This window comes from Mesorhizobium sp. YIM 152430, from assembly GCF_029210365.1.
GTDB lineage: Bacteria > Pseudomonadota > Alphaproteobacteria > Rhizobiales > Rhizobiaceae > Aliihoeflea.
On the sequence record NZ_JARGES010000018.1, the window covers coordinates 531,696 to 554,698 of the forward strand.

At 63.5% G+C, this 23,003-nt stretch carries 24 protein-coding genes and 2 pseudogenes; 12 read left to right on the forward strand and 14 right to left on the reverse strand.

Annotated elements, in window-relative coordinates; all coding sequences use genetic code 11:
• Window positions 1-67 precede the first annotated feature (67 nt).
• Window positions 68-568, reverse strand: coding sequence for a MarR family transcriptional regulator (locus PZ895_RS05040; RefSeq protein WP_275837887.1), 501 nt, complete (start codon window positions 566-568; stop codon window positions 68-70).
• Window positions 569-659: 91 nt separating this feature from the next.
• Between PZ895_RS05040 and PZ895_RS05045 the strand changes: the two genes are divergently transcribed.
• From PZ895_RS05045 to PZ895_RS05055, 3 genes are read left to right on the forward strand one after another with little or no spacing between them, the layout of a single operon-like run.
• On the forward strand, window positions 660-2,432 hold the full coding sequence (locus tag PZ895_RS05045; RefSeq protein ID WP_275837888.1) for an N-acetylglutaminylglutamine amidotransferase: 1,773 nt from the start codon (window positions 660-662) through the stop codon (window positions 2,430-2,432).
• 2 nt (window positions 2,433-2,434) lie between these two features.
• On the forward strand, window positions 2,435-4,234 hold the full coding sequence (ngg, locus tag PZ895_RS05050; protein WP_275837889.1) for an N-acetylglutaminylglutamine synthetase: 1,800 nt from the start codon (window positions 2,435-2,437) through the stop codon (window positions 4,232-4,234).
• 10 nt (window positions 4,235-4,244) lie between these two features.
• On the forward strand, window positions 4,245-5,408 hold the full coding sequence (locus tag PZ895_RS05055; RefSeq protein WP_275837957.1) for an osmoprotectant NAGGN system M42 family peptidase: 1,164 nt from the start codon (window positions 4,245-4,247) through the stop codon (window positions 5,406-5,408).
• On the opposite strand, the gene PZ895_RS05060 is transcribed toward PZ895_RS05055, so the two are convergent.
• The 3 genes from PZ895_RS05060 to PZ895_RS05070 form a co-directional block, all read right to left on the reverse strand.
• On the reverse strand, window positions 5,399-5,827 hold the full coding sequence (locus PZ895_RS05060) for a L,D-transpeptidase (RefSeq protein WP_275837891.1): 429 nt from the start codon (window positions 5,825-5,827) through the stop codon (window positions 5,399-5,401). The genes PZ895_RS05055 and PZ895_RS05060 overlap by 10 nt on opposite strands.
• Window positions 5,828-6,009: 182 nt before the next feature.
• Complete coding sequence (locus PZ895_RS05065; protein ID WP_275837893.1) at window positions 6,010-6,255, reverse strand: hypothetical protein; 246 nt, start codon at window positions 6,253-6,255, stop codon at window positions 6,010-6,012.
• Between the two features lie 183 nt (window positions 6,256-6,438).
• Window positions 6,439-7,824, reverse strand: coding sequence for a GNAT family N-acetyltransferase (locus PZ895_RS05070; RefSeq protein WP_275837894.1), 1,386 nt, complete (start codon window positions 7,822-7,824; stop codon window positions 6,439-6,441).
• 1,000 nt (window positions 7,825-8,824) lie between these two features.
• Between PZ895_RS05070 and PZ895_RS05075 the strand changes: the two genes are divergently transcribed.
• Both PZ895_RS05075 and PZ895_RS05080 read left to right on the forward strand, forming a co-directional pair.
• Window positions 8,825-9,847 carry a DUF1403 family protein gene (locus tag PZ895_RS05075; protein ID WP_275837895.1) on the forward strand — a complete coding sequence of 341 codons (1,023 nt, stop codon included), beginning with the start codon at window positions 8,825-8,827 and terminating at the stop codon, window positions 9,845-9,847.
• A gap of 2 nt (window positions 9,848-9,849) precedes the next feature.
• Window positions 9,850-10,547 (forward strand): annotated as a pseudogene (locus tag PZ895_RS05080) (SMC-Scp complex subunit ScpB).
• An 83-nt stretch (window positions 10,548-10,630) separates the two neighbouring features.
• On the opposite strand, the gene PZ895_RS05085 reads toward PZ895_RS05080, so the two are convergent.
• The 4 genes from PZ895_RS05085 to PZ895_RS05100 form a co-directional block, all read right to left on the reverse strand.
• Window positions 10,631-10,996: an SPW repeat protein gene (locus tag PZ895_RS05085; protein WP_275837896.1), complete on the reverse strand. Its 366-nt coding sequence runs from the start codon at window positions 10,994-10,996 to the stop codon at window positions 10,631-10,633.
• Complete coding sequence (locus tag PZ895_RS05090) at window positions 10,990-11,880, reverse strand: NADH dehydrogenase ubiquinone Fe-S protein 4 (RefSeq protein WP_275837897.1); 891 nt, start codon at window positions 11,878-11,880, stop codon at window positions 10,990-10,992. Before PZ895_RS05090 ends, PZ895_RS05085 begins: the two co-directional genes overlap by 7 nt.
• Window positions 11,881-11,957: 77 nt before the next feature.
• On the reverse strand, window positions 11,958-12,476 hold the full coding sequence (locus PZ895_RS05095; protein WP_275837898.1) for an Hsp20/alpha crystallin family protein: 519 nt from the start codon (window positions 12,474-12,476) through the stop codon (window positions 11,958-11,960).
• 101 nt (window positions 12,477-12,577) lie between these two features.
• On the reverse strand, window positions 12,578-13,057 hold the full coding sequence (locus tag PZ895_RS05100) for an Hsp20 family protein (protein WP_275837899.1): 480 nt from the start codon (window positions 13,055-13,057) through the stop codon (window positions 12,578-12,580).
• 230 nt (window positions 13,058-13,287) lie between these two features.
• Between PZ895_RS05100 and PZ895_RS05105 the strand changes: the two genes are divergently transcribed.
• Window positions 13,288-13,506: a hypothetical protein gene (locus PZ895_RS05105; protein WP_275837900.1), complete on the forward strand. Its 219-nt coding sequence runs from the start codon at window positions 13,288-13,290 to the stop codon at window positions 13,504-13,506.
• A gap of 126 nt (window positions 13,507-13,632) precedes the next feature.
• Window positions 13,633-13,818 carry a hypothetical protein gene (locus PZ895_RS05110; protein WP_275837901.1) on the forward strand — a complete coding sequence of 62 codons (186 nt, stop codon included), beginning with the start codon at window positions 13,633-13,635 and terminating at the stop codon, window positions 13,816-13,818.
• Window positions 13,819-13,976: 158 nt separating this feature from the next.
• Here PZ895_RS05110 and PZ895_RS05115 read toward each other — a convergent pair whose 3' ends face one another.
• The 3 genes and pseudogenes from PZ895_RS05115 to PZ895_RS05125 all read right to left on the reverse strand — a co-directional run bounded on the left by PZ895_RS05115 (window position 13,977) and on the right by PZ895_RS05125 (window position 15,415).
• Window positions 13,977-14,144, reverse strand: coding sequence for a hypothetical protein (locus PZ895_RS05115; RefSeq protein ID WP_275837902.1), 168 nt, complete (start codon window positions 14,142-14,144; stop codon window positions 13,977-13,979).
• Between the two features lie 4 nt (window positions 14,145-14,148).
• Window positions 14,149-14,354, reverse strand: a pseudogene (locus PZ895_RS05120) (IS30 family transposase); the annotation flags it as partial.
• Between the two features lie 500 nt (window positions 14,355-14,854).
• Window positions 14,855-15,415: a fasciclin domain-containing protein gene (locus tag PZ895_RS05125; protein WP_275837903.1), complete on the reverse strand. Its 561-nt coding sequence runs from the start codon at window positions 15,413-15,415 to the stop codon at window positions 14,855-14,857.
• Window positions 15,416-15,593: 178 nt separating this feature from the next.
• Between PZ895_RS05125 and PZ895_RS05130 the strand changes: the two genes are divergently transcribed.
• Both PZ895_RS05130 and PZ895_RS05135 read left to right on the forward strand, forming a co-directional pair.
• The gene (locus PZ895_RS05130; RefSeq protein WP_275837904.1) at window positions 15,594-16,469 is read left to right on the forward strand and encodes a cytochrome b/b6 domain-containing protein; all 876 of its coding nucleotides are present in this window, start codon (window positions 15,594-15,596) and stop codon (window positions 16,467-16,469) included.
• Window positions 16,466-17,254 (forward strand): molybdopterin-dependent oxidoreductase, encoded by a 789-nt coding sequence (locus PZ895_RS05135; RefSeq protein WP_275837905.1) that lies wholly within the window; start codon window positions 16,466-16,468, stop codon window positions 17,252-17,254. The genes PZ895_RS05130 and PZ895_RS05135 overlap by 4 nt, the downstream gene beginning before the upstream one ends.
• 138 nt (window positions 17,255-17,392) lie before the next feature.
• On the opposite strand, the gene PZ895_RS05140 is transcribed toward PZ895_RS05135, so the two are convergent.
• Complete coding sequence (locus PZ895_RS05140; RefSeq protein ID WP_275837906.1) at window positions 17,393-18,382, reverse strand: acetamidase/formamidase family protein; 990 nt, start codon at window positions 18,380-18,382, stop codon at window positions 17,393-17,395.
• 23 nt (window positions 18,383-18,405) lie between these two features.
• Window positions 18,406-19,803 (reverse strand): amidase, encoded by a 1,398-nt coding sequence (locus tag PZ895_RS05145; RefSeq protein ID WP_275837907.1) that lies wholly within the window; start codon window positions 19,801-19,803, stop codon window positions 18,406-18,408.
• A gap of 326 nt (window positions 19,804-20,129) precedes the next feature.
• Between PZ895_RS05145 and PZ895_RS05150 the strand changes: the two genes are divergently transcribed.
• From PZ895_RS05150 to PZ895_RS05160, 3 genes are read left to right on the forward strand one after another with little or no spacing between them, the layout of a single operon-like run.
• Window positions 20,130-21,311, forward strand: a complete 1,182-nt coding sequence (locus PZ895_RS05150; protein ID WP_275837909.1) for a transporter substrate-binding domain-containing protein — start codon at window positions 20,130-20,132, stop codon at window positions 21,309-21,311.
• The gene (locus PZ895_RS05155) at window positions 21,308-21,898 is read left to right on the forward strand and encodes an ANTAR domain-containing protein (protein WP_275837910.1); all 591 of its coding nucleotides are present in this window, start codon (window positions 21,308-21,310) and stop codon (window positions 21,896-21,898) included. Before PZ895_RS05150 ends, PZ895_RS05155 begins: the two co-directional genes overlap by 4 nt.
• A gap of 34 nt (window positions 21,899-21,932) precedes the next feature.
• Complete coding sequence (locus PZ895_RS05160) at window positions 21,933-22,223, forward strand: putative quinol monooxygenase (protein ID WP_275837911.1); 291 nt, start codon at window positions 21,933-21,935, stop codon at window positions 22,221-22,223.
• Between the two features lie 9 nt (window positions 22,224-22,232).
• On the opposite strand, the gene PZ895_RS05165 is transcribed toward PZ895_RS05160, so the two are convergent.
• Complete coding sequence (locus PZ895_RS05165) at window positions 22,233-22,943, reverse strand: GntR family transcriptional regulator (protein WP_275837912.1); 711 nt, start codon at window positions 22,941-22,943, stop codon at window positions 22,233-22,235.
• Between the last annotated feature and the right edge of the window lie 60 nt (window positions 22,944-23,003).

A 23,003-nucleotide genomic window follows, 5' to 3' on the forward strand; every position in this document is an offset into this window, starting at 1 on the left:
ACACCGACAAATTGCCACGCCCTGGAACGCTTCTAATCTAAGGTTTTCAGCCAAACAGAGCCGAATATCAAGGCGCCGGCTCCCTTTTTGCCAGAATCGCAGCCGGCAGCAGCAGATCGGCGGCATGGACGATCCCGCTCACGATCCTGTCGCGCTCAGGCGCGGCAAGCGCCGCCAGCCGGCCGGCAAAGGCGTCTCCAAGCGGCTCCGGCGCGGCGGCGGCCTTTTTCGTTCCCGCAACGGTCAGCCGCGTATGCACGATCCGGCGGTCATGGGCGGAGCGGTAGCGTTCGATCAGGCCGCGCTCTTCCAGATTGTCGAGGATCGTCACGACGGTCGCCGCGCTGATGTCGGCATGGGTTGAAAGCGCCGTCGTCGTCACCTCGCCCAGTTCGGCGATGCCCTTGAGCAGGACGAGTTGCGCCGCCGTCAGCCCGACCGCCTTGGTCAGCGCCTTCGATTGCAGATCGTGCGCGCGCACGATCCGCCGGATCGCCTTTTCGATCGTTTTCAGGTCGGAGCGAAGGAACTCCCGCGGGTCTTCCGCGTTCGTCCGGACATCAGGCACGACAACCTCATTAATTTGACATCTAATCATTTGACTTATAAATGATTGGCGATCAAAGTTCAATCGACAACGGAGGGTTGGAAAAACAACCGTGTGTGGAATTTGCGGAGAGATCCGGTTCGACGGCGCGCAGCCGTCGGCTTTTGCCATTTCGAAGATGATGGATGCCATCGCGCCGCGCGGCCCGGACGGGTCCGGCCTCGTGATGCACAACAATGCCGCCCTGGCGCATCGCCGCCTGTCGATCATCGATCTGTCGCAAAAGGCCCGCCAGCCCATGGTGGATGGCGAGCTTGGCCTCACCATCGCGTTCAACGGCTGTATCTACAACTATCCCGAACTGCGTGCCGAGCTTGAGGGCAAGGGCTACAAGTTCTTCTCCACCGGCGACACGGAAGTCATCCTGAAGGCATATCACGCCTGGGGCATCGACTGCGTGAAGCGCTTCCTCGGCATGTTCGCCTTCGTCATTCACGAGCGCGACAGCGGCCGTGTCATCGTCGCGCGCGACCGTTTCGGCATCAAGCCGCTCTACATCGCCGAAACGCCCCACGCGCTGCGCTTCGCCTCGTCGCTGCCTGCGCTCCTGAAGGGAGGCGACATCGACAAGTCGATCGACCGCATCGCACTCCATCATTACCTCTCGTTCCACGCCGTCGTCCCGCCGCCGCGTACCATCATCAACGGCGTCAAGAAGATGCCGCCGGCGACGATCCGCGTCATCGAGGCGAACGGGACGCAAAAGGACACGGTCTACTGGCGCCCGCCCTATGAGCGCGACCCGGACTATTCGCTGTCCTCGGACGAATGGCGCGACCGCGTGCTCGACGCGCTTCGCGTCGCCGTCAAGCGCCGCATGGTCGCCGATGTCCCGGTCGGCGTGTTGCTGTCGGGCGGCGTCGATTCCTCCGTCATCGTCGGCCTCCTCGCCGAGCAGGGCCAGCATGGACTGATGACCTTCTCGGTCGGCTTCGAGGAAGCGAACGGCGAAAAAGGCGACGAATTCGTCTATTCGGACCTGATCGCCAGGCATTTCGACACCCGGCACCACAAGATCTTCGTGCCGTCGAGCGAACTCATGGACGCGCTGCCCGGCACCTTCGCGGCAATGTCCGAGCCGATGGTCTCCTATGACAATGTCGGCTTCTATCTTCTGTCGAAGGAGGTCTCGAAGCACATCAAGGTCGTGCAGTCGGGGCAGGGCGCCGATGAGGTCTTCGGCGGCTATCACTGGTATCCGCCGCTGGCGAATTCCAACGACGTCGTGTCGGACTATGCCAAGGTCTTCTTCGACCGCAGCCACGCCAAGATGGCCGAGCACATCAATGCCGAATGGATGCCCAATCACGATCCGAGCCTCGACCTCGTCTCGCGCCATCTTCGGATGCCGAACGCCGACACGCCGGTCGACGCCGCGCTGCGCCTCGATTCGGAAGTCATGCTGGTCGACGATCCGGTCAAGCGCGTCGACAACATGACCATGGCCTGGGGGCTCGAAGCGCGCGTGCCGTTCCTCGATCACGAACTGGTCGAACTCGCGGCGAAGATTCCGCCCGAGGAAAAGCTGAAGCAGAACGGCAAGGGCGTCCTCAAGGAAGCCGCCCGCCAGGTCATCCCGCATGAGGTGATCGACCGCAAGAAGGGCTATTTCCCAGTCCCGCAGCTCAAATATGTCGACGGTCCCTATCTCGACCTTGTCCGCGACGCCCTGACCTCGCAGGCCGCGAAGGACCGCAACATCTTCCGCGAAGACTATCTGGAGCGGCTTTTCGCCAATCCGTCGGATCATATCACCCCCCTTCAGGGTTCTGAACTGTGGCAGGTCGGGCTTCTGGAACTCTGGCTTCAGACCCACGGGATCTGATCATGGCCCGCAGATCAGCGGCCGCCGAGCGCGGCCGCACCGACAAGGCCCTCGGTCATCGCTTGAGAAGGATGCGAAACGAAACGATGAACCCCATCGCGCAGCATGATCAGGCGGCGGCCGCTCCCAAACCCAACGCATCCATCGATTGCGGCTGGGGCCGGCTCCATTTCTGCCAGACCTATGACGACAACGAAGCCATCGTGGACGCGCTGCGCGAGGAAGGACCCGCGCGGCGCGACATCGCGTTCTACGTCCGCGATCCGCACGTCCTGCTCGCCATGGCGCCGCAGGAAATCTTCCTCGACCCCTCGCACACTTTCCGGCTCGATCTTTCCACCTACCGCGCCGCGCGCAAGCAGCCGAAAGGCTATTTCATCCGCCGTCTTTCCTCGGAAGCCGATGCCGACGCCGTCAACACCATCTATGCCTCCCGCAACATGGTGCCGGTGCGCCCGGACTTCTTCTGGCGCAACCGCGACAGCCGCTCGCTGACCTATCTCGTCGCCGAGGACGAGATTTCAGGCGAGATCATCGGCACGGTGACCGGCGTCGACCACAAGCGCCTCTTCAACGATCCCGAGAAAGGCTCCTCGCTCTGGTGCCTCGCCGTCGATCCGCAGGCCCGCCATCCCGGCATCGGCGAAATGCTGGTGCGCCGCCTCGCCGAGCATTTCGCCGCGCGCGGCTCGGCCTTCATGGATCTGTCCGTCCTGCACGACAATGATCTGGCGATCGGTCTTTACGAGAAGCTCGGCTTCAGGCGCGTCCCGGTCTTCGCCATCAAGCGCAAGAATCCGATCAATGAAAAGCTCTTCGCCTCGCCGCTCGCCGAATATGACGCGCTCAACCCCTATGCGCGGCTGATTGTCGACGAGGCGCGCCGGCGCGGCGTCCATGTCGAGATCACCGACGCCGAGGGCGGTTTCTTTCGCCTGTCCTATGGTGGCCGTTCGGTCCATTGCCGCGAGAGCCTGTCGGAAATGACCTCGGCCGTGGCGATGTCGATCTGCGACGACAAGTCGGTCACCCGCCGCGTCGTCGAGAATGCCGGCATCGTCGTGCCCGAGCAGATCCTGGCAGGCGGCGACGACGCCGCAATTTCCGCCTTCATCGAAAAGCACGGCAGGATCGTCGTGAAGCCCGCGCGCGGCGAGCAGGGCAAGGGCGTCGCCGTCGGGCTCGACAATCTCGACGACGCAAAGGCCGCGATCGCCGCCGCGCGCGAAATCTGCGACCGCGTCCTGCTCGAAGCCTGCTTCGACGGCGACGATTTGCGTCTCGTCGTGATCGATTTTCGCCTCGTCGCCGCCGCGATGCGCCGCCCGCCCTGCATCGTCGGCGACGGCCAGCAGGACATCCGCTCGCTGATCGAGAAACAGTCCCGCCGCCGCGCCGCCGCCACCGGCGGCGAGAGCACGATCCCCATCGACGCCGAGACCGAACGCTGCCTTGCCGAAAAGAACCTGGCGCTCGACGACGTGCCGAAGGAAGGAGAGGAGATCGTGGTGCGCAAGACCGCCAATCTCCACACCGGCGGCTCGATCCACGATGTCACGGCGCAGGTCCACCCGAAGCTCGTCGACGCGGCGATCAAGGCCGCGCGCGCGATCGACATTCCCGTCGTCGGCATCGATTTCATGGTGCATTCGCCCGGCGAGCCGGATTATGTGTTCATCGAGGCCAACGAGCGGCCGGGCCTCGCCAATCATGAGCCGCAGCCGACGGCCGAGCGTTTCGTCGATCTCCTGTTCCCCATGTCGGGGCAGCGATCGGCCTCGCAGGCGCTCGGCCGAAGCTAATCGAGGTTGAATCTTGAAGATCGACGAAGCCTATCTCGCTCGACAGCTCCACAATCTGCTCTCGATCAACAGCCCGACCGGCTACACCGACCAGGTCGTGCGCTATTGCTCCGAAGAACTCGAACGGCTCGGCCTGACGGCGGAACTGACCCGCCGCGGCGCGATCCGCGCGGTTCGGCAGGGCTCGCGCCGGCGCGGTGCCCGTGCGATCATCACCCATCTCGATACGCTCGGCGCGCAGGTGAAGATGGTCAAGGACAATGGCCGCCTCGAACTCGTGCCCATCGGCAACTGGTCGGCGCGTTTTGCCGAAGGCGCGCGCGTCACCGTCTATACCGAGCAGGGCGCCTATCGCGGCACGATCCTGCCTCTGAAGGCGTCCGGCCACACCTTCAACGAGGGCGTCGACACGCTTCCCGTCGGCTGGGACTTCGTCGAGCTTCGCATCGACGCCTTGACGAAGAACCGCTCGGAAACCCACGCGCTCGGCATCGATGTCGGCGATTTCGTCGCCGTCGATCCGCAGCCCGAATTCCTCGACAATGGCTACATCAACTCGCGCCATCTCGACGACAAGGCCGGCGTCGCCATCGCGCTCGCCGCGATCAAGGCGCTGGAGGACGAGAAGGCGACGACGCCGGTCGACATCCACTGGCTCTTCACCATCGCCGAGGAAGTCGGCGTCGGTGCCGCGTCCATCGTTACGCCCGAGATCGCCTCGATGGTCACCATCGACAACGGCACCACCGCGCCTGGCCAGAACTCCTCCGAATTCGGCGTCACCATCGCCATGGCCGATCAGGCCGGCCCGTTCGACTATCATCTGACGCGCAAGCTGGTGGATTTGTGCCGCGAGAACGGGCTGCAATACCAGAAGGATATCTTCCGCTACTACCGCTCCGATTCAGCCTCTGCCATCGAGGCCGGCCATGACGTGCGCACCGCGCTCGTCGCCTTCGGCGTCGACGCCTCGCACGGCTACGAGCGCATCCACGTCCATGCGCTGATCTCCATCGCCGAACTCATCGCGCGCTATGTCGCAAGCCCGATCGAAATCGAGCGCGACGTCAGCGAGGTGTCGAGCCTCGAAGGCTTTACCGAACAGCCGATGGAAGAGGCCGCGCAGCCCGAATTCGATCCGGACATCCATTCCCACGCCGACGATCAGCGCTGAACGACGATCCGCGTCTGCTTCAGCCCGACGCGCTGCGTCAGCGCGAACAGGCGCGCGGCATGGTCGGGATGAAGGCGCACGCAGCCTGCCGAGGCCGGGCGTCCGAGCCTGTTCACCTGATAGGTGCCGTGGACGGCGTAATGTCCGTTGTAGAAGATCGCATAGGGCATCGGCGCGTTCTCGTAGCGGCTAGACCGGTGATTCTTCGACAGCCATTTCGCCGACCATTGTCCGGTCGGCGTGATCTTGCCCTTGCGTGCGGTGGACACCGGCCAGCGATAGAGAACCTTCCCGTTATGCGTCACGGTCATGGTCTGCGTCGCAAGGCTGACCTTGGCGACGAGGCTCGCGGCAGATGCCGTGCCGAAGGGGGCGACCGCGAGGATCGCGGCAAGGATGAAGGGAACGAACCGGTTCATGATGCGCCTCGCTTGCAACCAGAGCGTTAGTAAAGCACATTGCAAATGTAACGCTACGTAACGTGGTCGTGAGGCGCGCGTTTACCTTGTGTTATGGTTAACGAACAAGGACTTGAGCGCGAACCGACAGCAAAAGCCCGGCACGCCGGCCGGGCTTTGTCCTTGTGATCGAACGTTCAGGCTCAGCTCCAGCGCCAGCGGCTCTGGTGACGCTCGGCTTCGGCCTGCTGGCCGAGCACGAATCCGATGACGCCTGCCAGCACCGATGCCACCAGGATGGAGGTGCCGGGATTGTCCTTGACGACCTCATAGGCCTGCTGAGCCCGCTCGCTCGCCGCGCTTTGCAGCGAGGCCAGTTCCTCGCGCAAGTCGGCGATCTGACGCTCCAGGCCATGCGTTTCGCGGTCGTCGTTCTGCATCGGGTCCATGATAGGTGTCCTTGGTTGAGGATTGGACTTGCAAAACGGACGGACGCAGGGAGTGTTCCGGCTTTCATCGAATATCGCTTCGGGCCGATGAAAAAGCCGGGCAACATGGCCCGGCTTTTCTGATCGCGCGCCGCCAGTACATCCGTGGTCGGCTCGCACTCGCATGAGTGTGCGCGCGAGTGGTTAACGAAAGGTTAACGGTGGAACGGAGGTGGACGTGGACGGAATTGGCAGTGCGCCGCCGCTCGCCCCGTTCCGTGCGAAGTTCGGCAGAGTGCTTTGGTTGAGCTCTTGCAGAAGCAACGCAGCCTTCACCCGCTGCGGCTCCATCTTTCCGCTTCCCGAATGCATCTGGAGCACGGCCTCGAGTTGAGCTTTCGCCGCGCGCGCGCATCCGAGATTGAACAGGCTGACAGCGACGCCGTAACGAGCAGACGCGGAGTCGGGTGTCAGTTGGATCGCCTTGCCAAAGGCTTCCACGGCATCCCCATGGCGGCCCAGCGCCTGCAACGCGGTGCCCAGTCGCGTCCACCCTTTGGCCAGCTCAGGCGCGACCGATGACAGTGTCTGGAAAATCGTTGCCGCCGCCTGATGATCGCCCTTGCTCGCCACGAACTGGCCCAGCGCGTAAAGCGTCGTCGCGTGGAGGGGGTCGGTGTCCAGGATCTGGCGATAGGCTCGCTCGGCCTTCACCAGAAGTCCGTCCTTGTGCCAGCCGTTTGCCGCCTTGAAGATCCCCGAAAGCAACCGGACATCGAGCTTGTCGCCCAGATTACGGCCGGAGCGGGTGTAGACGCGCTTGTTCCCGATAATCGTGTCGGTGGCTCCCAACATGTATTTGTACGGCTCGTTCCCGCGCAGGAAGTCGTAGGTCCGGAAGCCGTTCTCGATCGCATGGCGGATGCTGAAGGCGTGCAGAAGAAGGCCGGGGGAAACTGTCTGCACCGTTTCGTCGCGGCCGGCCATGCTGAAGAGGTAGGTTTTCTTCACCGGGTCGATGAAGGTCGCCAGCGCGCCAAGCGGCCGCTCGCCTTGCCACAGCACCGGAAAGAACAGACAGCCATCGCTGAAGGCGTCCTGGAACGTGCGCTGGTTGGTTCGCAGGATGCCGGGCATCCGGTTCCCCTTGCGCGTCCCCCATCGATCCCTCCAGAAGCCGAGCAGAATGCCGATGTCGCGATCGAGCGTCGCCGAATCCGGCAGCGTGATGCGGAATTCGTCCGAACCGTCCAGTTTGCGAAGCAGCCGCCTCAGCTTCTGGCGCGTGTTCGCACCGACCTTCTCCTCCAGATAGGCATCCCATGTCGCGGGCAGTTCGATCGAGGGACATATGCTGTTGTCGATATTGTCGGCCTTGTTGACCGCGGTCACATTGCGAATGTCGAGCCGCCTGTCTTCGAGGTTTTCGATGAAACTCCTCATCCGGCCGCTCGACATGCGCAGATTGTCGAGATGCAGGTTGGCCCAGTTCATCTTTCGCAAATGCTTGGCAAAGGCCGACATCGCGGCCTGCGCGAACTGCGGAGCGCAGACCGCGCCGGTATAGTCCGCGACATGCGCGCCGCCCATGTGGACGTCGTGGTAGAAAAATCCGTGCTTGCCGTTCAGTCGCGTTTTGAGCCCATCGGCATCAGCGCCACATAGGGCGAAGGCGAAGGGCCTCGACGCGCCGCCAATACGAACCACTCGCCCTCGAAGCGGCGGAGAAAAGCGGAGATGAAGTGCCAGGAAAGGAAATACTACGCGTCGGGGTCCGATCGGTAGAGATCGTCCCAATTGGACTTCAGTCCCTCAATATCCTCCCGACTGGTAACGACATCGATCAGCATAGCCGCCGCGCCCCACCGCGCTTGAGACTTCTCCGGCCTTGAAGTCAACTCCGCTTCTTCCCCCAGCGTCAAGCTATCGTTCGAATGCCGGTCTCCGGCGTCATCGCCGCAAACGCGCGCGTGGTGTCTTCACCGGTCGCGCGGCATCGCGTGAACTCACCGCGCACGATGCTTCGGATGCGTCAGCCAGTGGATTGAAGTTGCGGTGGTGCCCAGGGACGGATTGCTCTTCCAGCCTCTCAGTGTATTGAATTTCCTAGACAATTTCTTCTCGACTTTAGTGGTTTGTATCACAATTTGTAGCACAGGACAAAGAGCCATGCGGTGTGGCCGGTAATACAGAGACCGGCAAATCGGACGCTTCGCGGCCTGTCGCACTTGTGGATATGCGAGCGCGTCGCTTGCAAGGCACGATGCTTTGCTGGTGCAGGGCTTCGTAGCCCGAAAACATGATGTTAGGCCGCCATCGATTCCAACGGACAATTTGTCGACGAACTGTTGGTGGGAGTGCAGGGCACGGGCAGCAAGATGAGGCTGCACTCTCGGGCAATAAGAGCGCGGCCGGAAACGCAATCGCTTCAAAGTGATCTAGTCAATGACTACCGAGCCAAGCATTTGCCCATAGAACCCTCAGAAGAGCGACAAGGCAACATTATCATTCATTGGTATCTGCCGACAAGCGCGGCGGTAACGGTCGAAAATCGTTGCCAGAAGCGCCGCCATGATTCATCGTGCTTCCGATGATTCTGCGGCCCAAACCCTCCGTGCGCCACCCCGGCACGATTCCTGTCGCGGCAGCCGTTGTCCCGGCGATCCCCGTCCCGGCCTGGCTGCGCCGCGCCGTTCCTGACGCGCAAAGCCTTAGGGGGAAAGGAGTCGAGGATGTCGCGCTCGCCGCCGGCGCCGCCCTCGGCGCACTCGATGCCGTGGTCCGCCGGCAAGAGCGGTGGGCCGGTGCCTGGCGGCAGCGGCTGGCGCTTGCGGCGGCCGCGGTAACGGCCAAGCAGGCCTGCCGGGTCGAAGATGAAAATGCGCTGCGCGACGCCGTGCTGCTCACGCGCCCGGGCGATTTTTTGTCCGTCGGTCCCGCCGGGCTTTTACTGCTCGCCTGGCGCCGGCTGGCATCTCGGCCCGTAGGCGAGCTGTTGACGGAGAAAAACCTCGCTGCGGTGTCGGAAGAGTTCGGTTACGCCGGCGACGACGAGGCGGTCAGCGATCTGGCGGACGACCTTCAACAGCTCTCCGCCAGTCCCGGGACGGTCGGGATCCTGACTGGGGCGTTCATGACCGCCGAACGACATGGCTTCGGGCGCGCCGTCGGAGCCTGGCTCGCCGACGCGCTGCTGGCGCAGCGGTTGGGCTGGACGCACGCGGTGCCGCTGCTTGGAATCGAGGTGGCCTTGGGTACAAGCGCCCGCCCGCGTCGATCGACAGCCAGTTCCGTGGCCACAAACGTTGAGATAGATTCTGAGAGTGTCAAAAGTCTCCTTGCTGCGCAGGCGCGGACCGCGTTGCGGGCGATCGACCTGTCTACCGAGCTTGGCCGCCGCGCTGAAAAACTGCTCGCCATCGCGCCGAAACTCAGAGCCAGGGGAGCAGACGCGGTCGTCGAAAGGCTTCTGTCAGGCGATGCAATGGTCGCTTCCGACAATGTCGGCGCAATGAGCGATCGCGGTCTGCGCCGCCTGTTCGACCGGCTGGTCGAACTCGGCGCCGTGCGCGAACTGACCGGTCGCCCCGCCTTCCGCATCTACGGGCTGTGATGATGGCGGCGCGTTCGACGAAGATTCGCCGAGCAAATGGGGATAGGCAACGACCGTTGCTTGACCGGGAGCTGGATCATCTGCCGCCGGAAGCGCGCTGGCGCGAATGGATGCACCGGGTCGAAGCGACGTCTTTGCCGCAAGTGAACCAGTAACCCGCGAGACGCTGGCGCGCATCGTCGGCAAAAACTGCAGCATCGACCTTTTGATCGACGACATCCGCGAGGAGCTGCGCGGCCGGCCGTACGACCTTGTCGCCGTCGCCGGCGGCTGGAAGCACCTGACGCGACCGGCCTATGCCGACGCCATCCGCGCTGCGGTCAGCGGTAACGAACGCGCGGCGGAACTCACGCAGTCAGAGGTGCTCGTGCTCATGTGCGTGGCGTATTTCCAGCCGATCACCCGCGCCGAACTGTCGTCCTTCTTCGGCAAGGAGATTTCTCGCGACCTGGTCGGCCATCTGCGCGGCGCCGGGATGATTGCCTCCGGTCCACGCAGCCCGACGCCGGGCGCACCCTACACCTATGTGACGACGAAAGAATTCCTGCTGGCGTTCGGGCTCGACACGCTGCGCGACCTGCCGGATTTAGAGGCCCTTGAGGATGCAGGACTGCTCAGCAAGGAAAAGCTGCTTGCGGGCGACATTGTGCCCGGGTTCTCCAACGGTGTATCAGAAATCGGCGTCGAGTTCGACGAATAAATCATGTGGGATGCGGCAACGCTTTCTGATCTGACGACACCGAACGCAGTTGGCCCGGCGCGAGGCCGAGCCCAGTCATGACGTCATGCCGTCGAATACGGCCGGTTGCCGCCGAGCCACAGGCTCACCGCGGCTAGGACCGCGACGATAAGCCCGGCGATCACATGGACCCACATCGCGGCCGCGACAACCGAGAAGCCCTGCGCCCAGGGTGCGATCACCGCCCAAAGGCCGAGCGCGACGTTGGCCCATTCCTCGACCTGGTGCAACGCGAAGAGCGCGGCAACCGCGATCAGCGTCACAGCGGCGCCGATGATCCAGGCATTCCATGCGGCATAGGTTTCGGCCGCGTAGCCGAGATACCAGGGTGATAGCAGAAGACCGAGACCGGCAATGACGTTGACGAGATCGAATGCCGTCCGGTTATCGGAAGATAAAGGCTTCAGCATCGTTGATTCCTCCTTGTCGGTTCGGTTGCGTCATCAATGAACCGTCTCCCGCGAACGGGAGGCGGGTGCGACGGCGGCGCTTCCATCACCGCCGGCGCGAACCCTGGAAGCCGGATCGGGAGAAGGTAGGGCCCGCGCTGGGCAAAAACGGCGCGAGTTCGTGCTCGCAGAACACGCCTACCGCGATCTCCTGCGGCGCAAGCTTGCCGGCGCGACGGCCGGTTGTTCTCCGCCATGCCCTCATTGGGCGCCTGGCCGATCAGGTACCCGCTCCAAGCCCAGTTCATCAGGATCGAGCGCTTCGCCTCCAGCATCAACGTCGGATCGCGGACAACGTCCATGGGTGACGTCCAGCTTTCCGGACCGGACGGGTCATTGCGGTTCGCTGCGCCGTCCAGGGCGCGCCAATATCTCTCCTGAAGGGCGGCAAGCCCGAGCCGGTCGAGCGTCGCGTCGGTGAAGGCATGCGTCGAGCTTCCGGCCTGGACCGGCTTATCATCGCCGCGCCGGCTGCGGACATTGCCGGTCTGCCCGGTCGGTCTCCGGACGACATAGGTCAGACCCTGCCGCTCAGCGTAGTGGATGGCTGATTCCAGTGTCGGAAAGTTCAACTCGACCTGGGTCAGTGTGTCGCCGCCGCCCGTATAGCCCATCAGCGGTTCGATAAAGGGCGCGGTGCGGTGATTGAACGTCAGCCGCCAAGCAGATCCAGTCCTCGCAGAAGTTGTCACTGAGCGGCCGGGCCGACAGATCCGCGCTACGACCCCTTGCGGGAACGCCGATTGTCCGAACGACAATGCCCGCGAGGAAGCAGGCCGGATGTCATTGCCCGGCCGCGCACGGGTCCTCCCTTCACAAAGCGTTTTGTTCCTGTGCGCCTCCATGATTCATCCCTCCCTGACAAAGCCGAAGGACAGGCCGGAGGCCGGTCCTGGACCGACCTCCGGCTGTGTTGGCCAAATCAGCTCTTGCCGTTGATGGCGATGCGCTTGGCCTTTGCCTGCGCATGCTCGGTCTTGGGCAGGGCGACGGTCAGCACGCCATTCTTGAAATTGGCGCTGACCTTGTCGTCCTCGACCTCGACGCCGAGCGGGATGCGGCGCTCGAAGCGACCGTAGAAGCGCTCGGAGAACTGACGGTCCTTGTCCTCGGTCTCGGACCGCTTCTCGCCCTTCAGCGTCAGCACGCTGTCTTCGAGCAGCACGTCTATGTCCTTCTCCTCGAGGCCGGGGAGCTCGGCCGTGACGCGGATCTCCTTCTCCCCGTCGGAGACTTCTACGTTCGGCCAGCCTCCGCCGCCGAAGGAGGAGAACCTGCCGAGGGCGGGCAGACGGCTGTCGAAACCGCGGAAGACGTCGTCGAACAGGCGGTTCACCTCGCGGTGTAGTGACAGGAACGGATCGCGATCATCTTCGCGGAAGACGCTCGGAAGCTGGTTGCCGTTGTCGCGGCCCCAGGGGATCAGATCACGTACGCTCATCGTATTTCTCCTTTCATGTCTTCATGGATGTGCCTTCAGCAAAGCTCCATCGCGAGCCGGACGCGAACGTCCGGCTCTTGAGAGCATCATCGTGGATAGCTTCAGGCGGCCAGCTTTCCGGCCTCGATCTGGCGCGGCGCGACCTTCGCCGTGGCCGCGACGCTGCCGATCTCGATCCGGCGCGGCTTCATCTCTTCGGGGATCTCGCGCTTGAGATCGATCGTCAGCAAGCCGTTTTCCAGGCCGGCGCCAGTGACCTTCACGTGGTCGGCCAACTGGAAACGGCGTTCGAACGCGCGACCGGCGATGCCACGATGCAGATACTCGGCCTTGTCTTCGTTCTTCTTCTCGCCGGTCACCAGAAGCACGTTCTGCTCTTGCGTCATGGACAGCTCCTCCTGGCTGAAGCCGGCGACCGCCATGGAAATGCGGTAGTCGTCCTCGCGGGTCCTGGCGATATCGTAAGGTGGCCAGTTGTCGATCGTCGTTGTCGCCCGGCTCGCGTTCTCGAGAAGATCGAAGACTCGATCGAAGCCGACGCTCGACCGATAGAGCGGGGAAAAGTCGAATGCTGTTCTCATAGCCATATCCTCCATTGAGCAACATGGGTACGAAGAGCGCCAAGAAGCTGGCGCTCCCTGACCAAATGCCGGTCCCGTTCAGCGACCGGCTCCAATGAACTAGGAATCCTGTTTTAAAGCGTCAAGACCCATCAATGACGAGTTCGAAATTAGTCGTCGGAACGTCAACCGGAACTCCGGCGTTTCCACAGTTCACCTCAGAATGAATCGCAAATACTGGAGGCTGGACGATGGCGATTATACGTGACGAAATCATATCCGTCCTTGGACCAGTCGACGATGAACTCGTCGCGGAGCTGATGGCGACCGGAGCGTCCGCGGAGGAACTCCGTGAGGCTTGGGGGTGGCTCCATAACGACGAAGCTCTGATGAGTGCCGGCCGTCCGCTGCCGGGGACACGGGTCGGCAGGTTGATCGAGATGCTGGAACCGGACGAGGATGAAGCGTAGCGCTCGTTCGGCCTCGAGGGCGTCTTGAACGCGGAAACCGCAAGCTGACCATGTCGTTTTCGGCAAGACGCGCTCGCTTCTTTCCATTGCTTCTTCAAAAAGTCGATTACAAAGATGGAGGAAGTGATGAACGACGTCACGTTTTCGGAACCGGTCATCGTGCATTTGCCCGGGAAAGGCGACCGCAAGGTCGACCAGCTTCGAAGTGATCGAATGCATTCAGAACGAATGGCCGCAATGGGCGAGAGGCAGGAGCTGGCGCAGCTCGTTGTCGGCCTGCCGCGATGCCCTCGATGGTGGGTGTGCCGCTAAGGCAGAACGGCGGAGCTTCGTCAAGGCCGCGGATCGGGCGGGGTTGCTACAGGGCCGGCGCAGATCAAGCCCGCCGGCTTGGCGCCGGCCGGCATCCGGTGAGGCAAGCGTGTCTGCCGCCGCACTCAGTGAATTGCGATGATGCCGTCCAGGGCCTTCTAATCGGAGGGCCGCATCAGGTGATGGTGCGCGACGCGGACCGAGTGCGGGGCGCCCTCCAGCGTTTCGTTCCAGTAGCCCAGGAAGTCGCGCAGTTCGGGAAAATCTGGCGCGATATCATATTCTTGCCAGACGTAAAGCTGCAGCACGCTCGGGTGGTTGGGCATGTGGTCCCGGCACCGCCCTGTCGTCAATCTCAGCCGGCCGTTCGCTAATCATAAGCCCGTCTGAGCCGAGCGGAGGCCAGCCGACAGCTCCCGCTTCAGATTTCCACGTCCCTGGATATAGAGCGCCTGATAGATGCCTTCATGGCTGATGTGCATCGTGGGTTCCTGAAAAAAGTCCACCGTCAGCTCTGCTATATGCTCTTGGCTCCAGGCCGAAGACCAGCGTCGGCTTTGCCGGTGAACGGCCCGCCGCTTCTCCCATACCACGACGGGTCCATCGAAGATGATTCTCTCGGGCGTCGATCCGACCGGCGAGCCAATCCTGCACGTAGTCGCGCAGGGCAGGATTGTCGGTCAGCTTGCTGGTCTTTGAGCATCTCGCTAAGCAATCCGCATGCCACTGTGCAGTGAGGGCGTGGTAGTCGAAGTCTCTTCCGCGGGTCGCCGAGTTGCGCCTGATCTCACGGGAGATCGTGCTGGCAACTTGCGAGCGATGGCACGCACGCCGTTGCCGCGACACGCATTCAAATAGGATAGATAGCTTTTGACGGCTCGCCCTAGCTCTAACGCCTGAAGGAAGGGTGCGATCGGAGGGTGTCCTGTTCCGGCACGGGCTGAATGCCCGCGGTCGAAGATGTGTGCGCCGACACGCACTGGGCGCTGTGCCGGGTATCCTGGCACAGCGCCTTCAGAACGGAAGGTTCGGTCGTTTACATGCGCGGCAAGAGCACGCGGTTGACGACGTGGATAACGCCGTTCGACTGGTTGACGTCGGCGATTGTCACGCGGCCGGCGCCACCCGCCTGGTCGAAGATGTAGACATTGTTGCCGCGCAGTACCGCGGTCAGCGGCGCGCCGCTCACCGTTTCCATGTTGTAGCGACCACCATTGGCGCGGGCACGGCGCATAAGGTCCGATGCGGAGAGCTTGCCCGCCACGACATGCGACGTCAGCACCTTGACGAGGGCGTCCTTGTTTTCCGGTTGCAGGAGCGTGTCGACGGTTCCGTCGGGCAGCCGCTCGAAGGCCGAATTGACCGGCGCGAAGACGGTGAATGGGCCCGGTGACTGGAGCGTTTCGACCAGGCCTGCCGCCTGAACGGCGGCAACGAGCGTCGTGTGATCGGCCGAGTTGACGGCGTTCTCGACGATGTTCTTGTCGGCAAACATCGCCGCGCCGCCGACCATCGGGTTCTGCGCGAAGACCGCACCGGCAAAGGCAACGGAGAACGCGGTTGCGAGCGCGAGCCTGCGGATCGTCTTGGTCAGCATGGTGGTTTCCTCCCTGGGACTGCTGATTCATTCAACATCCGAGCTACGGACCGTTTGCGAGGCAAGTTTCCAGGGCATTGTCAAAGTTCCGTGAACGGCCGCAGCGGTCGATGAGTGGGCGAAACTGTTGCCGAGGCGCCGCCGTAGCTGCAGCATGCCTTCGAAACCGGTGACGAACATGCCCAAAGCAAAACCGGAGATATCACCTGACGCGCAGGAGGCGCCGGCCCCTTCTTCACGTCTTGTCTACCGGCAGGCGCTCTCGACACGGGTGACGCACTGGCTGTGGGCCGTTTCGCTGTTCTTTCTGCTGATGTCCGGGCTTCAGATATTCAACGCCCATCCTGCGCTCTATCTCGGCCACCAGTCGGGCTTCGAGTTCGACAATACGGTCTTAAGGATCGGCGTTGAAGAGGCGGCGACCGGCCCCGTCGGCTACACGGAACTGCTCGGCTTCCGGGTCGAGACGACGGGCTTTCTGGGACTTTCGGGCGGGTCCGGTGCGCAGCAGGCGCGCGCTTTCTCCTCCTGGGCGACCATCCCTTCGGGGCAGGATCTTGCGAGCGGCCGCGTCGTTCATTTCTTCTTCGCCTGGCTGCTATGCTTCACGCTTCTCATATGGCTTTTGACAAGTGTCGCCAGCGGGCATCTCAAGCGTGATATTCTTCCCCGGCGCACCGATCTCGCTGCCCTCGGCGCGGATATGGCAGACCATCTGCGTCTGCGGTTTCACCGTGGGCGGAGCTACGGGCCCTTGCAGAAACTGTCTTACGCTCTCGTTCTACTCGTCCTCCTCCCGCTGATGATCCTGACGGGGCTGGCGATGTCGCCCGGAATGAACGCGGCGGTACCGTTTCTCGCCGATATGTTCGGCGGACGGCAGACGGCGCGCACGCTGCATTTTCTCGGCATGGCGCTCATTCTTCTCTTCTTCATCGTTCATATCCTCATGGTCGCCCTGGCCGGGCCCTTCAATGAAATGCGCTCGATGATCACCGGCTGGTACCGTGCCGAGGATGTCCGCGCGTCGAAACGGAAAGGCGAATCGCAATGAAGAACGTCTCCATGAGTCGTCGCCGCTTTCTGACCGCTTCGGGAGTGGCAGGCGCCGGCCTTCTCGTCTCAGGCTGCGACGCGCTCGATGCGATAACGCAGCGCGGCGGCCACATGCGCGGCATCCTCGAAAGCGCCGAGTGGCTGACCTATCGCGCCCAGCGGTTGCTCGTCGGCGAGAGCCTCGCCCAGGAGTTTACCGAAGCCGACATTCGCCAGCCGATGCGACCGAACGGCGTCACGCATCCCCAAGATGCGGACTATCTCGATCTCCAGGCTGCGGGCTTCGAAAGCTATCGACTGGCGGTAGAGGGCCTGGTCGAGCGGCCGCTGTCGCTATCCCTCGGCGACGTGCGCGCGATGCCGGCCCGCACCCAGATCACCCGACACGACTGTGTCGAGGGATGGAGTTGCATCGCCAAATGGACGGGTGTTCCGCTCGCCGCCGTCCTCGACCGGGCGGGAGTGCGGCGCGAAGCTCGCTTCGTTGTGTTTCACTGCTTCGACACGATCGAGCGCAGCCTCGCCGGCGAGGTCAAGTATTATGAATCGATCGACATGATCGACGCCCGCCATCCTCAGACCATTCTCGCCTACGGCATGAACGATACCCTGTTGCCGATCGAGAATGGTGCGCCGCTGAGGGTCAGGGTCGAGCGTCAGCTCGGCTACAAGATGGCCAAATATATTCGTCGAATCGAACTCGTCGAAAATTACGTAGACATAGGCGAAGGCCGGGGCAGCTACTGGGCAGATCGCGGCTACGAATGGTATGCGGGAATCTGATGTTTGATCAGTTCGCAAGATCGGCCGGCACGCCGACGATGACGCATCATCGAGCATAGATATACGGTAATGGTTTCTACCGGCGTAATCCTGGACGCCGAGTTCGTTCCCCATCCACGCCCTCCCGGGCCTGCCAGTTCAGCCCAGGTATCGCTTCAGAATCGAGGCGCCCATCGTGTATTTCGGGTCGACCATGTTGCCCAGGCGCATACGGCCCACCTGGCCCAGGACCATATACGCGTCGAGCTCGTCGAAGCGGTAGTCGGCGGCCATCCAGCGAATGAGCTCCCTCAGCGCGATGCGCGCGGCGTCGTCCAGCGGGCGCGCGCTGCCCACCGCCATTATGAACTCCTCGGTCTCGATCCGCGGGCCGGCGAAGCTCCATCCCTTGATGAGATCGACCTGCAGCGTCACGTTGGCGGGCTGCTCGATGGCGACGCCGGTGATCTCGCCGTCGCCCTGGGTGGCGTGGCAGTCGCCTACGAAGAGCATGCCGCCCGGCGTGTGGACCGGAATGTAGATGATCGCTCCCGGGCGCACGTCGGGGAGATCCATGTTGCCGCCGTGGTAGTCCGGCTGGAGGGAGGAGATGGCCTCGAGCTGCGGCGCGACCCCTATCGTTCCGATGAAGGGTTCGTAGGGAAACACCAGCCGGTCCTTCCAGTGCGTCCCCTCGGCGTCGACGCGCACGCGCCTGACGATCTCGGGAAGCGGCTGGTTGAGCATGGCGGTGACGCTTGTGCCGACGAGTGCGCCGAATTCGGGCAGCAGGCAGGTCGTGCCGAAGCCGCCGCGATTTTCGACCGCGTGGATCGCGATCGCCAGGCAGTCGCCCTTCTCGGCGCCGCGCACCGCGATCGGTCCGCACTGTGGATTGAGGAACGGGAAGGTGAGCTTCTCGGTGGGGCGATCGTCTTCGCTCGTAATGACGCCGCCGAACGCGTCCTCGGTCTCGACGACCACGACGTCGCCCGGATCGATCTCGAGCCGCGCATTGCTGTAAGGCCCGTAGACATATTCGTAGTCGCCCTGGTCGGCGATGGTCAGCCGATGCTGCCTGCCGGCGCGGCCGGACGCCACGGCGCGGCGCGCCATGATCGAGCTCTTCAGGAATTCGTCGGTGATCATGGAAAGGTCCTTCGATCCGGAGTTCACAGTTCGGGGTGACGGCGATGCCAGTCGGTCGCCTGCTGGTAGGCCCAGCCGGCGCGCACCAGCATGTCCTCGGCGAAATGCGGAGCGACGAACTGAAAGGCGAGGGGCGTTCCGCTGTCCGTGAAGCCCGCCGGCAGCGTGATCGTGGGATTGCCGGAAAGATCGAACGGGCAGGTGTAGCGCAGGAGGCCGGATATGAGCTCGGCGTCTTCTCCGAGCGTCGCCATGGTGGCCGTCGTGGGCGAGGCCATGGCGGTCGTCGGCACGACCAGCAGGTCGATTTCTTCGAACAGCGCCTTCACCTGCCCCGTGAACGCGACGCGCCTGAGCACGATACGCTGGTAATCGAGCGCGGACTGCGCACGGCCCAGGTCGAGCAGGCCCTTCAGCCCCGACCCGTACTCACCCTCGCGTGAAGGATATGTGGCGTCATGCGCCACTGCGGCCTCAATGCCGCACAGCACGAACCAGTCCTGCACGAGCTGTTCGGTGTCGGGGAAGGAAATGTCGCGGATGTCCGCGCCGAAATCGGCGATCGCGTCGAGCGCGTCGTCCAGCATCGCTGCCGTGGGGGCGTCGACGCGCGCGCACCATGCGCGGTCGATGCCGATCCTCAGCCGGCGGATGCCACGCTTCATGCCGGCGAGGTAGTTCGGCACGGGTTCGGAGCTGGCGGTGGGGTCCTTCGGGTCGGCGCCGGCGATCACGCTCAGCATGGCGCCGGCGTCGGCCGCGCTGCGCGTCATCGGGCCGATGTGGTCCAGCGTCGCGGCCAGTTCGAAGCACCCGTGGCGGCTGACCCGGCCCCAGGTCGGCTTCAGGCCGGTGCAGCCATTGGCTGCCGAGGGAAAGCGTATGGATCCGCCCGTGTCGGTTCCCAGCGAACCGTAGCAGAGCCCGGCTGCGGTGGCGACGCCCGACCCGGAAGACGACGCGCCCGACCAGTGGTCCGCGTTCCAGGGATTGACCGGCGGGGGGACGTCGGGATGGTGGTCCGCGTAGGCGCCTTCGGTAAGTTGAAGTTTACCAAGTATCACCGCGCCTGCCTCACGCAGCTTGCGCACGACAGTGCCGTCCTCTCTCGGCCGGTTTTCGCGATAAATGGGCATGCCGGCAGCCGTCGGCGCATCCGTCGTCCAGCAAAGGTCCTTAACCGCGATCGGCACGCCATGCAGCGGACCGCGCATGCGACCTGCCGCTATCTCCTCGTCCGCGGTCGTCGCCGTCGCCAGCGCCTGTTCGGCCATCAACGTCGCGTAACTGCGTAGCCGGCCATCGAGTCTGCCGATCCGGTCGAGCTGCGCCGTAGTTGTGTCGACGGACGAGATCTGCCGGGATTGTATGAGGCCGGAAATGTCCGTGAGCTGGCGGTAGTGGAGTTCGTCATCGGGCACGGGCGCGTCTCCTCTGGCAGGAATGATGCTGCTTCGCCAAGCGCCGCGGTACGCGACCACGGGCTCGTGAAGAACCGACAAACACCGCAGGATCGACCCGCGACCCCTCTTGCGAAGTGGCCGGGGCTCAACGTCGCCCGGGAGGCAATATTGAACTGATCGTGAGCAGGCTGCCGAATCAACGGTCAAAAGCGCTAGGCGGCGTCGGCTAGCTGTGACCGCCGCAGGTCGCGACAGCCATTCGGGCATCCTTTTTTGACGGGAGGCTCTTGTCAATAGCCAAAGCGCAATGACAACCTGATGGTCCGAGCCACGTCAGGACGGTCATGTTGCGCACCATCGAAGAGATACCCGTCGGCCTGCTCTATTCCCGTTCCGGGCCCTACGCGCATATGGGCGCCGAGATGGTCAACGGCGCGCTGCTGGCGATCGAGGAGATCAATGCCGGCGATTTCGGTTTCCGCCTTGTTCCTGTCGCCATCGACCCTGGCGGCGACGTCGAACGCTACGAGGCGGCCTGCGCCGAGATGGTCAACAGACACCGGATCACGCATATCGTGGGCTGCTACACCTCGGCTTCGCGCAAACAGGTGCTGCCGCAGCTGTCGCGCTCCAACGCCCTTCTTTGGCACCCGGCGCGCTACGAGGGTTTCGAGGCCTGCGAGCACATCGTCTATATCGGCGCTGCACCCAACCAGCACGTTGTGCCGCTTGCCCGCCATATGATCGAGACGATCGGCAGCGAGGTCTTCTGCGTCGGCTCGAACTACATCTGGACTTGGGAGACAAATCGCGTCTTGCGCGAGATCGTGGAGGCCGCGGGCGGCTCGATCCTGGGCGAGCGCGTCATCGCGCTGGGCGACACCGACATCGCGCACCTGGTCGATGCGATCGTGGAAAAGCGGCCGCCGGTCGTCTTCAACACGCTGGTGGGCGAGACGAGCTATGCCTTCTTCCGCGCCTGGAACGAGGCGCGCCGGCGCCATCGTCTCGATATACCCATGCTGTCGTGCAGCCTGAGCGAGCCGGAGCTCAAGCTCATCGGCCCCGACGCTTCGACCGGGCACATCACCTCGTCGGTCTATTTCGACAGCGTCGACCGCGAGGAGAACAGGAGCTTCGTCGAACGCTACCGGCGCAGCTTCGGCGCCGATCGCTCCCCTTTCTCAGATGCTGAGGCTTCCTATGTCTGCGTCATGCTGCTGGGGCGCGCCATCAGCCGCGCGGGCCGGCCGGCCGTGTCCTCGGTTCTGGACGCCGCCTATCGCGACCGTTTCGAGGCACCGCACGGGCCGGTCTGGCTCGATCCCACCAACAATCACTGCTACCTGACGCCCCGCATCGCGACGTCGCGTTCCGACTTTAGCTTCGACGTCTTCTGGCAGGCAGAGGCCCCCGTCCGGCCTGACCCGTTCCTCGCCCGCCTCGATCTCGGGACGATCGCCACACCGGCAATGCTGAACGTACATCGGAGTCCGCGGACTCCCTATCTGAGGGTAGTCAAATGACGTCTTCGCTTATGCCTACCGTCCGCGGCCGAAAATCCGCGATCTACTCGAAGGATCCGAGGGCCGTCGCCGCGCTGACACGGCAGCTCGATCTTCTGGGAGTGGCGGCAGAGGTCAATCCCGAGACCCGCCATGCCGACACGGACATCTTCTTCCTCGACATCGATATGGCGGCCGAGGAGGACTTCGTGCTCACGAACGGCCTCCCGCGCACACCGATTGTCGCTCTTGTCGGCACCGAGACGCCGCGCCGGCTGGAGTGGATGCTGAAGCGCGAGCCTTCGTCCGTGCTCATGAAGCCGCTTGGCAGCAGCGGCGTCTTTACGGCCATCGCCGTCGCGCTCGCCGAAGCGCGCCGGCGCGAACAGGAGTTCCTCAAGACACTGAAGCTGGAGGAGCGCATCCGCGCGCGGCGCATCGTGGTCGCGGCGATCATCAGGCTGATGAGGCGTTACGGCGTCGAGGAGCCAGAGGCGTTCGGCATGCTGCGCAACGCGGCCCAGCAGCGGCGGATGACGATCGAGAGCGTCTGCGCGGAGGTCGCCGGAAACGGGTTCCTGCCGGTACGGTTGGCGACGACCCGGTGACGGAAGCCCCGCACCCTGCCTGGAGGACGAGGCGATGATGACGCTGACCGCCCTGATCCGCTGCAAGGCCGGCTCCGAGCACGTCGTCCGCGCGGCGCTACTGGAGGTTGCGGCGTTCGCTGCCCGCGAGGAACCCGGCACGGTGTCCTATTTCGTGTCGGAAGCGGCAGAGCCCGGTACCTTCGTCACTCATGAGCGTTATCGCGACAAGGCGGCGCTGGACGCACATAATGAGGGGGCGGGCGCGAGTCGCTTTTTTGCGGCCGCCGAGGGGCATCTCGACAATGTCGAGGTCTTAGTGGGCCCGGAGCTCTTCGCCGGCTGACCGGCGTTCTCAGTACTGGCTGTCGAACGCCGCCCGGGTGAATTCCTCTTCGTGGTCGAGAAGGCGATTGGCGGCTGCGGCAGCCTCTCGCTCGTCGTCGGTTGCGATCGCCTGGAGAATGTCGGCGTGCAGCCCGACGGCGCGTTCGATCTGGGCCGGACTGTTCTGGTGGACGAAGAAAAACCTCCGGCTGAGCCCATCGACGGGCGCGAGCGACGCGGCCAGGAACTTGTTGCGCGTGCAGGCGGCGACGAAGCGGCGTAGATCGAGATGAAGGCGCAGGAAGTTCTCGGCGTCGGGCATCTGAAGGAGGTCGATCAGCTTCCTTCGATGATCGCCGATGCGCAGCTTCTCGCGCGGACTCGAGCGGCGCGCCGCGCGCGAGGCGATCAGCGGGTCGAGTACGCGACGCGCCTCGACCACCATGATCTGCTCGGGCACCAGGATCTCGGTGACGATGACGCCGTAGCGCGGCACGATCTGCACGAGTTGCTCCAGCGCCAGCCGCTGGAGCGCCTCGCGAACGGGCGTCCGGCCGATCTCGATCCGGTCGCAGATCGACGCTTCCGACCATGTGCTGCCGGGCGCGAGCTTTAGCGTGACGATCATCTCCTCGAGTATCGTGTGCGCCTTGTCCGTCAGCTTGAGCGGACTTTCGCCCTCGAGCTCCGCTTCCGCCGTCGCGGGGTAGCTGCGAAGCAGTTTCTGTCTTGCGCTCAAATCAAGCTCCATCCCTTCGCGGAATCACGGCAGCGCGCCGGCTGTGATATTAGTCGATCG

Excerpts from the sequence above, each read along its gene's own strand:
- ngg (WP_275837889.1), top strand. The coding sequence starts at position 2,435 with ATGGCCCGCAGATCAGCGGCCGCCGAGCGCGGCCGCACCGACAAGGCC.
- PZ895_RS05060 (WP_275837891.1), bottom strand. The coding sequence starts at position 5,827 with ATGAACCGGTTCGTTCCCTTCATCCTTGCCGCGATCCTCGCGGTCGCC.
- PZ895_RS05065 (WP_275837893.1), bottom strand. The coding sequence starts at position 6,255 with ATGGACCCGATGCAGAACGACGACCGCGAAACGCATGGCCTGGAGCGT.
- PZ895_RS05070 (WP_275837894.1), bottom strand. The coding sequence starts at position 7,824 with ATGGGCGGCGCGCATGTCGCGGACTATACCGGCGCGGTCTGCGCTCCG.
- PZ895_RS05075 (WP_275837895.1), top strand. The coding sequence starts at position 8,825 with ATGATTCTGCGGCCCAAACCCTCCGTGCGCCACCCCGGCACGATTCCT.
- PZ895_RS05085 (WP_275837896.1), bottom strand. The coding sequence starts at position 10,996 with ATGCTGAAGCCTTTATCTTCCGATAACCGGACGGCATTCGATCTCGTC.
- PZ895_RS05090 (WP_275837897.1), bottom strand. The coding sequence starts at position 11,880 with ATGGAGGCGCACAGGAACAAAACGCTTTGTGAAGGGAGGACCCGTGCG.
- PZ895_RS05095 (WP_275837898.1), bottom strand. The coding sequence starts at position 12,476 with ATGAGCGTACGTGATCTGATCCCCTGGGGCCGCGACAACGGCAACCAG.
- PZ895_RS05100 (WP_275837899.1), bottom strand. The coding sequence starts at position 13,057 with ATGAGAACAGCATTCGACTTTTCCCCGCTCTATCGGTCGAGCGTCGGC.
- PZ895_RS05105 (WP_275837900.1), top strand. The coding sequence starts at position 13,288 with ATGGCGATTATACGTGACGAAATCATATCCGTCCTTGGACCAGTCGAC.
- PZ895_RS05110 (WP_275837901.1), top strand. The coding sequence starts at position 13,633 with ATGAACGACGTCACGTTTTCGGAACCGGTCATCGTGCATTTGCCCGGG.
- PZ895_RS05115 (WP_275837902.1), bottom strand. The coding sequence starts at position 14,144 with ATGCCCAACCACCCGAGCGTGCTGCAGCTTTACGTCTGGCAAGAATAT.
- PZ895_RS05125 (WP_275837903.1), bottom strand. The coding sequence starts at position 15,415 with ATGCTGACCAAGACGATCCGCAGGCTCGCGCTCGCAACCGCGTTCTCC.
- PZ895_RS05130 (WP_275837904.1), top strand. The coding sequence starts at position 15,594 with ATGCCCAAAGCAAAACCGGAGATATCACCTGACGCGCAGGAGGCGCCG.
- PZ895_RS05135 (WP_275837905.1), top strand. The coding sequence starts at position 16,466 with ATGAAGAACGTCTCCATGAGTCGTCGCCGCTTTCTGACCGCTTCGGGA.
- PZ895_RS05140 (WP_275837906.1), bottom strand. The coding sequence starts at position 18,382 with ATGATCACCGACGAATTCCTGAAGAGCTCGATCATGGCGCGCCGCGCC.
- PZ895_RS05150 (WP_275837909.1), top strand. The coding sequence starts at position 20,130 with ATGTTGCGCACCATCGAAGAGATACCCGTCGGCCTGCTCTATTCCCGT.
- PZ895_RS05155 (WP_275837910.1), top strand. The coding sequence starts at position 21,308 with ATGACGTCTTCGCTTATGCCTACCGTCCGCGGCCGAAAATCCGCGATC.
- PZ895_RS05160 (WP_275837911.1), top strand. The coding sequence starts at position 21,933 with ATGATGACGCTGACCGCCCTGATCCGCTGCAAGGCCGGCTCCGAGCAC.